The 12,767-nt window shown below is 74.9% G+C and carries 10 protein-coding genes; 9 read left to right on the top strand and 1 reads right to left on the bottom strand.

The genetic code is table 11. The features are described from left to right. Window positions 1-591 precede the first annotated feature (591 nt). Entirely contained in the window at window positions 592-2,004 is a 1,413-nt protein-coding gene (locus ACYQ02_RS03425) for an NCS2 family permease (RefSeq protein ID WP_460039024.1), read from the top strand. Window positions 2,005-2,072: 68 nt separating this feature from the next. On the opposite strand, the gene ACYQ02_RS03420 is transcribed toward ACYQ02_RS03425, so the two are convergent. Continuing rightward, on the bottom strand, window positions 2,073-2,603 hold the full coding sequence (locus tag ACYQ02_RS03420) for a gamma carbonic anhydrase family protein (RefSeq protein ID WP_460039023.1): 531 nt from the start codon (window positions 2,601-2,603) through the stop codon (window positions 2,073-2,075). A 186-nt stretch (window positions 2,604-2,789) separates the two neighbouring features. Between ACYQ02_RS03420 and ACYQ02_RS03415 the strand changes: the two genes are divergently transcribed. The 8 genes from ACYQ02_RS03415 (at window position 2,790) to ACYQ02_RS03380 (ending at window position 12,688) form a co-directional block, all read left to right on the top strand. After that, complete coding sequence (locus ACYQ02_RS03415; protein ID WP_460039022.1) at window positions 2,790-3,269, top strand: GNAT family N-acetyltransferase; 480 nt, start codon at window positions 2,790-2,792, stop codon at window positions 3,267-3,269. A gap of 12 nt (window positions 3,270-3,281) precedes the next feature. Beyond that, complete coding sequence (selD, locus tag ACYQ02_RS03410; RefSeq protein ID WP_460039021.1) at window positions 3,282-4,331, top strand: selenide, water dikinase SelD; 1,050 nt, start codon at window positions 3,282-3,284, stop codon at window positions 4,329-4,331. A gap of 24 nt (window positions 4,332-4,355) precedes the next feature. Beyond that, the gene (locus tag ACYQ02_RS03405; RefSeq protein WP_460039020.1) at window positions 4,356-5,519 is read left to right on the top strand and encodes a hypothetical protein; all 1,164 of its coding nucleotides are present in this window, start codon (window positions 4,356-4,358) and stop codon (window positions 5,517-5,519) included. A gap of 210 nt (window positions 5,520-5,729) precedes the next feature. Next, on the top strand, window positions 5,730-6,398 hold the full coding sequence (locus ACYQ02_RS03400; RefSeq protein WP_460039019.1) for a response regulator transcription factor: 669 nt from the start codon (window positions 5,730-5,732) through the stop codon (window positions 6,396-6,398). Window positions 6,399-6,606: 208 nt separating this feature from the next. Continuing rightward, on the top strand, window positions 6,607-7,932 hold the full coding sequence (locus ACYQ02_RS03395; protein ID WP_460039018.1) for a Y-family DNA polymerase: 1,326 nt from the start codon (window positions 6,607-6,609) through the stop codon (window positions 7,930-7,932). A 227-nt stretch (window positions 7,933-8,159) separates the two neighbouring features. Next, the gene (locus ACYQ02_RS03390; RefSeq protein WP_460039017.1) at window positions 8,160-8,486 is read left to right on the top strand and encodes a DUF6504 family protein; all 327 of its coding nucleotides are present in this window, start codon (window positions 8,160-8,162) and stop codon (window positions 8,484-8,486) included. A gap of 105 nt (window positions 8,487-8,591) precedes the next feature. Then, window positions 8,592-12,092 carry a DNA polymerase III subunit alpha gene (locus ACYQ02_RS03385; protein WP_460039016.1) on the top strand — a complete coding sequence of 1,167 codons (3,501 nt, stop codon included), beginning with the start codon at window positions 8,592-8,594 and terminating at the stop codon, window positions 12,090-12,092. Beyond that, the gene (locus ACYQ02_RS03380; protein WP_460039015.1) at window positions 12,008-12,688 is read left to right on the top strand and encodes a thiol-disulfide oxidoreductase DCC family protein; all 681 of its coding nucleotides are present in this window, start codon (window positions 12,008-12,010) and stop codon (window positions 12,686-12,688) included. Before ACYQ02_RS03385 ends, ACYQ02_RS03380 begins: the two co-directional genes overlap by 85 nt. The last annotated feature ends 79 nt before the right edge of the window (window positions 12,689-12,767 follow it).

Below are 12,767 nucleotides of genomic sequence, written 5' to 3'. Positions count from 1 at the left end.
TGCTAGCGCCAGGGCTCGCCGGCGGCAGGCCGGCGAGTCGACGAGGACCGGGCGGATCGAAGGATCGGCGGATCGCCCGGCGGTTGGCCACGACCGAGAGCGGCCCGGCAAAACCCGGGAGCGATCCCGGGGACAACACGGGCCAGGTGGCACGAACCCCTCCACGGACGGCGGATGGACCCGCCGGTGCGGGCCGGGGATGCCTGGCCGCGGCGCGGGTTCGTCCTGCCGGCTCCCTCCTCTGCGTGCCTCATGCCAAATCAGGCCGGCGGATCGGAGGGCGCGGTGGCGTTCCAGCCTTCGTGCGTCCTTGAGCAGCGGGCCCGCCGGCCGATCAGCGAGCGTCAATTAATTTTTAAACGTGCAAACCTTTCCGAACGAACCTCGTTGATCCTCCGGCAACGATGTGGTATCCCGGAGATGCAAGGCCTTGCCGGGCCCCGGCCCGGCGGCCAGCCGGCCCGACCGCCGGCGGGGGCGGCGCGCATCGCAGGCTGCCGGCCCGGCCAGTCCCGGCGGTGGAAGACCCCACAGGGCCGGGCCGCACGGACCGGCCGACCGGCCGGGTTCGTCCAAAAGGGGGTTCGCGAGATGTCGGTGGCGGTACGGCAGCAGGTGGAACCCGCGCCGGCGCCGCGCCGCAGCGGCGGCTGGCTGGACCGGTTCTTCGCCATCCAGGCCAGCGGGTCCGACGTGCGGACGGAGATCCTGGCCGGGGTCACCACCTTCGTCACCATGGCCTACATCCTGTTCGTCAATCCCCAGATCCTGGGGGCGGCCGGGCTCGACCCCAACGCCGTCCTCATGGCCACGGCCCTCTCGTCCGGCGTGGCCACGCTGATCATGGGGCTCTTTGCGCGCATGCCCTTCGCCCTGGCGCCGGGGATGGGGCTCAACGCCTACTTCGCCTACACCGTGGTGCTGGGGCAGGGCATCCCCTGGCAGACGGTGCTGGGCGCCGTGTTCATGGACGGCCTGATCTTCCTGATCATCAGCCTCTTGCCGATCCGCGAGCGGATCCTGCGGGACATCCCGCTCAACATCCGGCTGGCCACCAGCACCGCCATCGGCCTCTTCATCGCCTTCATCGGCCTGCGCTCGGCGGGGCTGATCGTGGCCAACGAGGCGACCCTGGTGTCCCTGGGGGACGTGCGCTCCGGGCCGGCGGTGCTGGCGCTCCTCGGGCTGGTGCTGACGGCGCTGCTCATGGCGCGCCGGGTCAAGGGCGCCATCCTCTGGGGCGTGCTGCTGACGACCCTGCTGGGCGCCTTCTTCCGCGCGCCCGACGCCAGCGGCGTCCTGCAGCCGCTGACGCGCCTGCCCCACAGCCTGGCCGACGTGGTCCGCGCCCCCGACTTCGGGGTGCTGGCCCAGGTGGCGGGCCAGCTGGACGTGGCCGGCGCGCTGCAGCTGGGCCTGCTGACGGTGATCTTCACCTTCACCTTCGTCAACATGTTCGACACGGCGGGCACCCTGGTCGGCCTGGGCACCAAGATGGGCGTGATCGACGAGAAGACGGGCACCTTCCCGCGGGTCGGCCGGGTGCTGGTCAGCGACGCCCTGGCCACCATGATCGGCGCGGGGCTCGGCACCTCCACCGTCACCACCTACGTGGAGAGCGCGGCGGGCATCGGCCAGGGCGGACGAACCGGCCTGACGGCCGTCGTCACGGGCCTGCTGTTCCTGCTGGCGGTCTTCTTCTGGCCCCTGGCGGGCGTGATCCCCGCGGCGGCCACGGCGCCGGCGCTGATCATCGTCGGCCTTTTGATGATGGAGCCGATCCGCAAGCTCAACCTGGACGACATCACCGAGGCGCTGCCCGCCTTCCTCACCGTGCTGGGCATCCCGCTGACCTTCAGCATCGCCACCGGCATGGTCCTGGGCATCGTCTCCTACGTGGTGCTGAAGCTGGTGACCGGGCGGATCCGCGAGGTCTCGGTCACCATGTGGATCCTGGCGGCCATCTTCATCGCCCACTACGCCTTCATGGGCTCCGGGGCCTGAGGGCTTCCCAGGCGGACGAACCGGCGGGGCGGGCGCCATGGCGCCCGCCCCGGTTTCATTGGCCCTCTTCATTGGCCGTCGACGGGGGCCAGCCCCTGGGCGAAGCGGCGCGCGTTCTCCCGGTAGCGGGCCGCGCTGGCGCGGATGGCGGCTTGTTCCTCCGGCGTCAGGGGCCGCACCACCCGGGCCGGCACGCCCAGGACCAGGCTGCCCGGCGGGATCACCTTGTCCTCCGGCACCAGGGCGCCGGCGCCCACCAGGCTGCCGCGGCCGATGCGGGCGCGGCTCAGCACCACGGCGCCCATCCCGATGAGACACTCGTCCTCCACCACGCAGCCGTGGACGACGGCGGCGTGGCCGATGGTCACGTCCCGGCCGATGTGGCAGGGTTCGCCGGCGTTGACGTGGAGGACGGCGTTGTCCTGCACGTTGCTGCCCGCCCCGATGTGGATGACGTCCAGGTCGGCGCGCAGGACGGCGCCGAACCAGACGCTCGTGTGTTCCTCCAGGACGACCCGGCCGATCAGCCGGGCCCCCGGCGCCACGTAGGCGGTGGCGGCGATTCGGGGAGCGGCGTCGCCAAGGCGGTAGACGCTCACGCGACGAACCTCCTTCGGGCCGGGCGCCCTGCCAGCGGGCCCGGCGTCCCGCCGCGGCCGGGGGTGCCCCGGGCCTGGCCCTGGGCATCCTTGGATCCCGGACCGGCAATTCGATACAATCGTAGCGTGTCGTGGCACCCGGGTGCAGGGCCCGGTGAGCCCGGCCGGAAAGGGTGGGGTGAAGCCGTGTGGAGTGTGGAGCCCGCCGCGCCAGCCGATGCCGCTGACATCCTGACCGTCACCCGCAAGGCCTTCCGGCAGTACGAAGGCAAGTACCCGGTGGCGCCCGAACCCCTCCAGGATGACCTGGGGCGGGTGCAGGACGACATCGCCCGCGGGCGGGTTTGGGTGGCCCGGCACGGCGGCCGGGTGATCGGCGCCGTGCGGGCCCGGCCCCTGGGCGGCCGGGAGGAGGCGTGGGAGATCTACGGCCTGGCGGTGGATCCCGAGTTCTCCCAGCTGGACGTGGGCACTTCCCTGGTCCGGGCCGTGGAGGATCGCCTGCGCGGCCAGGGGGTGCGCGCCCTCCACCTGCAGACGGGCCTGCGGGACGCGCCTGCCATCGAGTTCTGGTACCGGGCCGGCTACCGGCCCTACCGGCTCGACCCCGACCCCGACCCGGCCGGCGGCTACGACCGCGTGTGGTTCGCCAAGTCGTTCGCCTGAGGGGGGATCGCCGTGGAACCGCTGCGCCTGACGCAGCTGACCGGCAAGGCCGGCTGAGGGTGCAAGCTCGGCCCGGCCGAGCTGGCGCAGGTCCTGCGCCACCTACCCCCTCAGCAAGGCACGGACCCCCACCTGCTGGTGGGGCTGGAGAGCGGCGACGACGCCGGGGTGTACCGGCTCACCGACCGGCTGGCCCTGGTGCAGACGGTGGACTTCTTCACGCCCATCGTCGACGACCCCGTCCTCTTCGGCGAGATCGCCGCGGCCAACGCCCTCAGCGACGTCTACGCCATGGGCGGGCGGCCGCTGACGGCCCTGAACCTGGTGGGCTTCTCCGTCAGCCGCTACGGCGCCGAGGCTCTGGCGGCCATCCTGGAGGGGGGCGCGGCCAAGGTCCGGGAGGCCGGGGCCGTGATCGTGGGCGGCCACACCATCGACGACGCCGAGCCCAAGTACGGCCTGGCCGTGACGGGCGTGGTCGACCCGGACCGGGTCTGGACGAACCGGGGCGCCCGGCCGGGCGACGTGCTGATCCTGACGAAGCCCATCGGCACGGGCGTGCTGAGCACCGCCCTCAAGCGAAACCTGGCTTCGCCCGACTGGGTGGACGCCATGGTCGCCATGATGCGGACCCTGAACCGGGCGGCCGCCGAGGCGGCCCAGGCGGTGGGCGGGATCCACGCGGCCACCGACGTGACCGGCTTCGGCCTGCTGGGTCACGCCAGCCACATCGCCCGGGAGAGCGGCGTCGCCCTGGTGATCCAGGCGGAGGCGGTGCCGGTGCTTCCGGGGGCGCGGGAACTGGCGGAACGGGACGTCTTCCCCGGGGGCAGCCGGGCGAACCGCCGCCACTACGGGACCCAGGTCGACTTCCGCCGCCCCCTGGCCGACTGGGAGCAGGGGCTGCTCTTTGACGCGGTCACCTCGGGCGGCCTGCTGCTGGTGGTCGAACCGGACAGGGCGGAGGCGCTCTTGGCCGAGCTGCACCGCCGCGGCGTGGGCGATGCCCGGCGGATCGGCCGGGTGGAGGCCGAGCCCGCGGGGCGGGTGCAGGTGGAATAGCCCGGCGAAAGGAAGGGACGCGGGGTGGCCGATGGCCTCGGGCGCGCGGGGCACCGGCGGGGGCCGGTGCCCCGCGCGCTGGCCTGGGCCGTGCTGGCCGGCGGGCTGGCGCTGGCCGGGCTGGGCGTGCAACGGGCGGGACCTGCGGGGCCTACGGGGCCCGCGGTGGCCGCCACGGCGGAAGCCGTGGCGGCCACCGGCAGGCTGCTGCAGGCGTGGCAGGCGGGCCGGCCCGCGGCGGCCGGGGCCTGGGTGGCCCCGGCCGCCGCGGGGCCGGGCGGCGCCTGGCTGGCGGGCCTTGAGGGCGACCTGGCGGCCGGCCTGCCGGTCCCTGGGAAGGGGCCCGAGGGCGGGGACGGGCCGGCGCCGGGCGCCGCCCCCGGGAGGACCGGGCGGGGCGCCGCGCCCCCCTCGGCCACCGGGGCCGGGGCGGAACGCCCCTCCGCCACCCTCCTGACGCCCCAGGTCTCCTTCCTGCGCACGCCCGTCACGGCCTATGCCACCGGCCCCGCCCGGCCCGATGCCTTGGGGCGGATCCACGTCCAGGCCATGGTCGACGTGGCGGTGCCCGCAGCCGGCTACGCCGGCCGGTTCGTCCAGGATCTCTGGTGGCGTCCGGCGCCGGATGGGCCGCGGCTGGTGGCGGCAACCCGCCGGGCCGACCTGGAAGTGGCCGTGCAGGGCGACCGGCTGGTCTGGCGTCGCGGGGGCGGGCCCTGGCAGCCGGGCCTGGGGCTGGCCGACCTGCCCCTGCGGGCGGCGCCCGTGGGTGGACCCCCGGGGGTCCAGGTGGACGTCTCCCGGGACGGCTTCGGGCCGCTGGCGCTGGCGGGGGACCGGGGGGTGCTGCTGGTGACCGGCGGGCCGCGGCCCCTGGTGGCCCTCTGGCCCTGGCCTGCCAACGGGCCGCCCGCACCCGGCCGAGAGCCGCTCGACCAAGAGTCGCCGGGCCGTGGGAGGCCCGGCCGGGCGACGCCGGGCCAGGAGACGCCCGGCCGCGATGTGGTCGTCCTCGATGTGCTCTACCATGCCCGGGGGATCCGCTGGCAGGTGGACCCCGGCGGGCGGCGGGCGACCCTGGAGGTAGAGGGGGAGGACGGCGCTCGGTTACCGGTGGCCTACGATCTCGAGGCCGGACGGCCCGTGCCGTCCCCAGTCGCCGCGCCGCCAGCCCCCTCGTCCCCCTGACGATGCGGCCGCTCCGCCATCCGCCACCCCACCTGCACCCCACCTCCATCGCCTTCTCCCTCAAGCACCCGGAACCCCCAGCGGGCTCCCCGGCGCCCCTGCGTTCTTGGGCGCCTGCCCTCGGTCCCCCCTGTGCGCGACTTTCGTAGGATGGGATGACATCACCCGGGCTCCGGTCCAGGAAGCCCGGGCAAGCCAGGGGAGAGGCCGATGTTGAGGATTCTGATCGCCACAGGCCGGCCGCTGGTGCGGGAGGGGTTGCAGCGCATCCTGGAGGGCGCCCCGGGGCTGGAGGTGGTCGGGCATGCCGCGGGCGCGGGGCCGCTGCTCGACCGGGTGCGGGAGCTGGGCCCGGACGTGGTGTTGCTGGACCTGGGCCTGGCCGGGGACGACGCCCGGGAGCTGGTGGGCCGGCTCGGCCGGATGCCCAGCTCGCCGGTGGTGGTCGGCATCACGGATCGCGCCGACCCCCAGGCCCTGCTGGGGCTGGTCCAGGCGGGCCTGGGCGGCTACCTGCTCGCCAACCGGGAGGCGGCGGGCCTGCCCGAGGCCATCCGCGCCTGCACGGCGGGCATCTTCGTGATCGACGCGGAGATCATGTCGGAGCTGGCCACCGATTCCCCCCTCTACCGCTACGTCCCGGCTCCCGAAGAGGTCGAGCGGGCGCGGCTGCTGAGCCAGCGGGAGCTGGAGGTGCTGAGCCGCATCGCCCGGGGCAAGTCGACCGCCCAGGTGGCACGGGAGCTCTACATCAGTCCCAAGACGGTGCGCAACCACCTGAGCCACATCATGCAGAAGCTGGGGGTGCGGGACCGCACCCAGGCGGTGCTCTTCGCCCTGCGGGTGGGCCTGATCCGCCGTCACGACCTGCTGGGGTAGAACCGGCCCCGCGGCGCGGGTTCGCGGGGCCGGCCCCGCGGGGCCGGCCGGCGACGGCGGGCGCCGGTTCCTCCCTTAATTTTCTTTTTGAGGATGGACATGCCTCTTGACGGCCGGCCCGGCCCCCCTCTACAATGGCCTCACCATGGGGAACACACGTTCGGTACCTGGGCCGCTGCTGGCCTTCGCACGCCTTGAGGGCGCGTGGGTGACGGCGGCTGGGCTGGCGGATCGGCCGGCCGTGGTGGCCAGCGGCGCGGTGGTCGCCGACGTGTCGCCGGCGGCCCGGGCGGCCGGCCTGCGGCCGGGCATCCGGGTGCGCAGCGCCCGGCGGCTCGTCAGCGATCTGGTGGTGGTGGAACGGGAGGCCATCGACCCCCTGGCGGCGCTGGAGCCCCTGTATGAGGTCCTGCTGGGCCTCTCACCCCAGGTCGAACCGGTCGTGGACCACCTGGCGGCCTATTGCGCGCTGTCCCCCGCGTCGGCAGGGGACGAGGTGATCGCCGCCCTGCAGGCCGGGAAACTGGAGCGCTGGGGGCACCGGTTGATCGTGGGCATCGGCCACGGCCGGCTGGTCGCGCGGATGGCCGCCCGGGTGGCGGCCCGGACGCGGGCCGGGGGAAGCGGTGCCGGTGCACGTGCTCCTCAGGTCGTTGCGGAGGTTCAGGGAGGGAACGCCGCACGCCCCGGGGACCCGGGCTCCGGCGGGGACGCAGGGGTGCCGGCTGCGCGGGCGCTGGAGGTGGTCAGCTGCCGCGTGCCTCCCGGCCAGGAAGCCCCCTTCCTGGCGCCCATGCCCGTCACCACCCTGCAGGAGGAGGTGCCGCCAGCGGCCCGCCGCCAGCTGCAGCGCCTGGGCCTGTACACCCTGGGGGATGTGGCGATGGCGCCGCGGCAGGTGGTGGCCCGGGCGGTGGGCGAGCAGGCCCCTCTCCTCCAGGCCTGGTGCCGGGGCGACGACCGCCGCCCCCTGGCCCAGGGGTATCCGCCGCCGGGGGTCACCGCCACCCTGGAGGCGCCGCCGGAGCTGGGCGACGACCTCCGCGCCCCCTGGTGGCCGGCCCAGCTGCCCCGCCTGGCGCAGCAGGTGGCCGGCCGGCTGGTGGCGACCGGATGCGCCGGCCGCCTGGTGATCCTGGAAGGGGAGCGGTCCCGGGTGGGGCGCTACCTGCCCGTGGCGACCACCGCCCCGGACGGGCTGGCCCGCGCAGCCCTGGAGCTGTACCGCCGGCTCCTGGCGGACGAACCGGCCCCAGGCCGGCTGGCCCTGACGGTCACGGCGCTGGAACCCGTGGCCCGGCAGCTGGCCCTGGACGGCCTGGTCCCGGACGCCAGGCCCGCGGGGAATCCTGGCCCGGGGCCAGCCGGTCCTCCGCGCTGCCGGGAACCCGAGGCGCCGGCCCTTCTCGACGAGCTGGCCCGCCGCTACCCCGGCCGGGTCTTCTGGGGGCGGGAGCGGCCCGTTCCCCGGCGGGAACGCCAGCTGGCCTACTGGGATCCCTGGCGCGGGGCACCCCGCGGGCCGGCACCGTGAAGCCGCACGAAGGCATTCACCGCACCGCAGCCAGCGCCGCATGGCGGCCAGCACCGCATGGCGGCATGCATCGCACGGTGGCCAGCGCCGCACGGCAGCCGGTGCTGCACGGCGGCATTCACCCCACGGCAGCCAGCGCCCCACGGCGGCATGCCCGGCCCTTGCGCGGCAGGCCCGGGGTCGCCGGTGCCCTCCATCGGGCTTGGTCCGCCCGGGGAGGTCCTTCGGTGGGGCGACGCGGCCGGCGTCGGGTCGCCATCGCCGCCATCGCCATGGGGACCGCCCGGCCGCGGGGACGGAGGCGGAAGGTCATGGCCCTGGTCGGCAAGCCGGTCCCGGTGGAGACCGACGCCAGTGGCCGGCCCTGCCGGTTCTTCTGGCGCCGCTGGCACCGGGTGAAGGACGTCCTCGATGAGTGGCGGGAAGCGGGCGCCTGGTGGGACGGAGAGGGGGAGCGACTGGTGGTGCGGCTTTTGACGGACGACGGCGCGGTGTTCGAGCTGGAGCGGTTGGCGGGAAGCGACCGCTGGGTCCTCTACAAGGTCTACGACTGAAGGTCGACGACGGACCGGCCTCGATCGCACCCCGGCGGCCCCCACGTCCCCGGGGATCCAGGCCACGCCCCCGGGGACAAGGGCGGCAGGAGGGAGGACGGGGGCATGTTCGTCCACCTGCATTGCCATTCGGCCTATTCCTTCCTGGACGGCGCCAGCCCCGTCCGGGCGCTGGTGGAACGGGCCGCCGCCCTGGGCATGCCGGCGCTGGCCCTGACGGACCACGACAACGTGGCCGGAGCCGTGGAGTTCGACCGGGCGGCCCGGGCGGCGGGGATCAAGCCGATCCAGGGCGCGGAGATCACCCTCCTTCTGGACGAACCGGCCGGTCCGGCCGGTTCGTCCCCGGCCACCGCCCACCTGGTCCTTCTGGCCACCGGCCCCCGGGGCTATGCCCGCCTCTGCCGGCTGCTCACCCGGGCCCACCTGGAGCGACCCCGGGGCGAGCCGGCCCTGCCCTGGGCGGCGCTCCTCGAAGAGGTGGCACCCGGCGGCGAACCCCTGGCCGGCCACGGGCTGATCGCCCTGTCCGGCTGCCGCCGGGGGCCGGTTCTTCAGCCCTTGCTGCGGGGCGACCGGGCGACGGCCCTGGAGCGGGCCCGCCGGCTGCGGGACGCCTTCGGCCGGGAGAACTTCTTCCTGGAACTGCAAGGGGGCTGGCTGCCCGGCAACCGGGCCCTCAACCGGGCCCTGGCCGACCTGGCGGAAGCCCTGGGGGTCGGGGTGGTGGCGACCAACGACGTCCACTACGCCACCCGGGACCGCTTTGCCGTCCACGACCTGCTGGCCTGCGTCCGGCTGGGCATCTCCGTGGACGATCCCCATCCCCAGCGCCACCTCAACGCCGACAACGACCTCAAGTCCCCCCGGGCCATGGCGCGCCTATTCGCCGGCCATCCCCAGGCCTTGAAAGCGACCCTGGCCATTGCCGAGCGGTGCGAGCCCGCCTTGCCCGCCGGCCCCGTGCCGCGCCCGGCCTTCCCGCTGCCGCCGGGGGTCCGGGCCGAGGCCTTCTTGCGGGAGCAGGTGGAGCGGGGCGCCCAGTGGCGCTACGGCCGCATCACCCCCCGCATCCGGCAGCGGCTGGAACACGAGCTCGCCATCATCGAGCGGCTCCAGCTGGCGGACTACTTCTTGCTGGTATGGGATGTGGCCCGCTATGCCCGCCAGCAGGGGATCCGCTGCGCCGGTCGCGGCTCGGCGGCGGATTCGGCGGTGGCCTACTGCCTGGGCATCACCGACGTGGACGCCATCGAGCGGGGCCTGCTCTTCGAGCGCTTCCTCAGCCTGGAGCGGGCCGAGCAGCCGGACATCGACATCGACTTCGACGCCCGCTACCGCGATCAGGTGGCCGACTACGTCGAGCGGCGCTACGGTCCGGAGCACGTGGCGACCGTCTGCACCTACCAGACCTACCACGCCCGGGGCGCCCTGCGCGACTTCGGCAAGGCCCTGGGCTTCCCGGAGGCCGTCATCGACCGCATCGCCAAGCGGGTGCCCTACTACCTCTCCCGCCACCTGGGCCGCGCCCTGGAGGAGGTCCCGGAGCTGCGGGACCTGGACCTGCCCCGGGAGCGGTTCCGGCGGCTGGTGGCCCTGTGCGAGGCGGCGGCGGGGCTGCCCCGCCACATGGGCACCCACCTGGGCGGCCTGGTCATCAGCCGCCAGCCGCTGCTGGATCTGTCGCCGCTGCAGCGATCGGCCAAGGGGCGCCGGATCCTCCAGTTCGACAAGCGGGGTGTGGAGGAGCTGGGCCTGGTCAAGCTGGACCTTTTGCCCCTGCGCACCCTGGGCGCGGTGGAGGAGGCGGTGCAGGTCATCCGGCGCCGGGACCCCGCCTTCGACTACGACCACATCCCCCTGGACGACCGGGCGACCTACGAGCTCCTGGCGACGGGGGAGACAGTGGGGGCCTTCCAGCTGGAATCGCCGGCCCAGCGGGCCCTGCAGCCGCGGCTCCGGCCCGAGAACCTGGAGGACGTGGTGGCCAGCGTGGCCATCATCCGGCCCGGTCCCATCAAGGGGGACATGGTCGAGCCCTTCCTGGCCCGGCGCCGGGGCCGGGAGCCCGTCACCTACCTGCACCCCAAGCTGGAGCCCATCCTGCGCAAGACGTGGGGCGTGGTCCTCTTCCAGGAACAGGTGATCGAGATCGCCACCGCCATCGCCGGTTTCACCCCGGGAGAGGCCGACCGCCTGCGCCGGGTCATGACCCACGCCCGCTCGCCGGAGGAGATGGAGGACATCGGCCGGCACTTTTTGCACCGGGCCCGCGAGCAAGGGGTCGACGGCGAGGTGGCCCAGGCCATCTTCCGCATGATCCAGGGTTATGCCAGCTACGGGTTCTGCGAAGCCCACGCCGCCGCCTTCGGCGTCACCGCCTACAAGACGGCCTACCTGCTGGCCCACTACCCGGCCGAGTGGTACGCCGCCCTGCTCAGCCTCCAGCCCATGGGCTACTATCCGCCCAACACCCTGTGTGTTGAGGCGGCGCGGCGGGGGATCCGGATCCTCCCCCTGGACATCAACACCAGCCGGGTGGGCTTTGCCGCCAGCCCCGGCGCCATCCGCATCGGCCTGCGGGCCGTCAAGGGCCTGGGGGAGGAGGCGGCGGCGGCCATCGTGGCGGAGCGGGAGCGGGAGGGGCCCTTCCGCCACTTCATGGACTTCCTGCTGCGGCTGGCGGCCCGCAGGGGGGATGCGGACGAACCGGCCCTCGACCGGGACCAGGTGGCCGCCCTGATCCGGGCCGGCGCCTTCGATGGGCTCCACCCCAACCGCCGCGCCCTCCTCTGGGGGCTCGAGGAGGCCCTGGCCACGGCCCGGAGCGCCGCGGGCGGGGGGGCGCTGGCCCAGGGCCTGGCGGCGGCCTACACCCCGCCGGCGGTGGCCGACTTCCCCGACCTGGAGAAGTGGGCCATGGAGCGGGAGGTGCTGGGGATCGACGTCCACCGCCGCCACCTGCTGGCCATGCTCCGGGAAGGGCTGGACGCCCGTGGCTACCGGTCCGCGGCGGCCCTCCGCCGGCTGCCGGCGGGCCGTCCGGTGCGGGCGGCGGGGATCCCCGTCCGCCCCCACCGCCCGCCCACCCGGAGCGGCCGGGTGATCGTGTTCCTGACGCTGGAGGACGAGACCGGGCTGGTGGACGTGACCGTCTTCGAGGAGGTATACCAGCGGTACGGGCGGTGGATCTTCACCGACCCGCCCGTGCCCCTGGCGGTGGAGGGCGTCCTGCAGGACCGGGACGGGGCCCGGGCGCTGCTGGCCCGGCGGGTGATCCCCCTGGCGGCCGCCCTGGTGGAAGGCGGCCGGGGCTCGCTCAAGGGCCGGGAGGCGCTCCCGCCAGAGCGCCGGCTGGCGGCCCCACCAGAGCGCCAGCTGGCACCCCCGCGGCCGGCCGAAGGGCGCATGGGCCTGCGGGGGGCCGGTAGTGGCACGCCTTGCGGCGATGGCGACGTCCCGTTGCGCCGTTCCTTGGACCGGGCAAGCGGCCCCGGCGACGTGCCTGAGGAGGCAGTCCGGTGGAGCGCCTCATCGTCTACTACGACGGCTGGTGCCCCTGGTGCACCCGGGCGGCGCGGTGGTGCCGCCGTCTGGACTGGTTGAACCGCCTGGAACTCTGCTCCTTTCGCCCGCCGGTTTGGGGGCTGGATCCCGATCCCGTCCCCAACCCCCGTTCTGGGGCCCACGCCGGTTTCGTGGCCGGCGCCGGCTGCGACGCCTGTGCTCGCTCCGGGACCGGCTCCGGAGCTGGCGCCGGCTCCCGGGCCGGCTCCCGGGCGGGCCCCGCTTCCGCCTCCGCCATGCCGCCCACCGCGCCGGGCGGCGACGGTGGCAAGGAGGCCGGCCCAGCCGGCGCCGGGCCCGAGGCCGGCCCGGCCGGAGGCACCCCCATGGGGGGACCGGTGCCGGGACCCCCGCCCCTCGACCCGGAACGGGCGGCCCAGGCGGAGCAGGCGCTGCTGGTCCGGACCTGGCCGTCCGGCCGCTGGCATCAGGGCTTTGAGGCGGTTCGGGCCATCGCCCGCCGGCTGCCCCTGCTGTGGCCGGTGGTGCCCGTGCTGGCGCTGCTGGATGCCGTGGGCCTCGGCCCAGCGCTCTACGGGTTCGTCGCCCGGCGGCGGCCGGTCCTCATCCCCGTCCCGGGACCGTGCCCGCTGCCGCGGTCCGGTGGCGCAGGCGGCCGGGGCCGGGGCCGCTGAGGGCGGGAACCGCCCTGCTGGCGCCGGGGCACGGCTCCCCCGAAGACAAGGAGCTGCATCCTTTTTAGCGAAGAGGGCA

Source organism: Thermaerobacter litoralis (assembly GCF_054654595.1).
The sequence above is the reverse complement of the archived record's forward strand: the minus strand, read 5'-3'. Positions and strand labels throughout refer to the sequence as shown.

What these genes read in the sequence shown, in the direction of transcription:
- ACYQ02_RS03425 (WP_460039024.1), top strand. Translation starts at nt 592, where the DNA reads ATGTCGGTGGCGGTACGGCAGCAGGTGGAACCCGCGCCGGCGCCGCGC.
- ACYQ02_RS03400 (WP_460039019.1), top strand. Translation starts at nt 5,730, where the DNA reads ATGTTGAGGATTCTGATCGCCACAGGCCGGCCGCTGGTGCGGGAGGGG.
- ACYQ02_RS03385 (WP_460039016.1), top strand. Translation starts at nt 8,592, where the DNA reads ATGTTCGTCCACCTGCATTGCCATTCGGCCTATTCCTTCCTGGACGGC.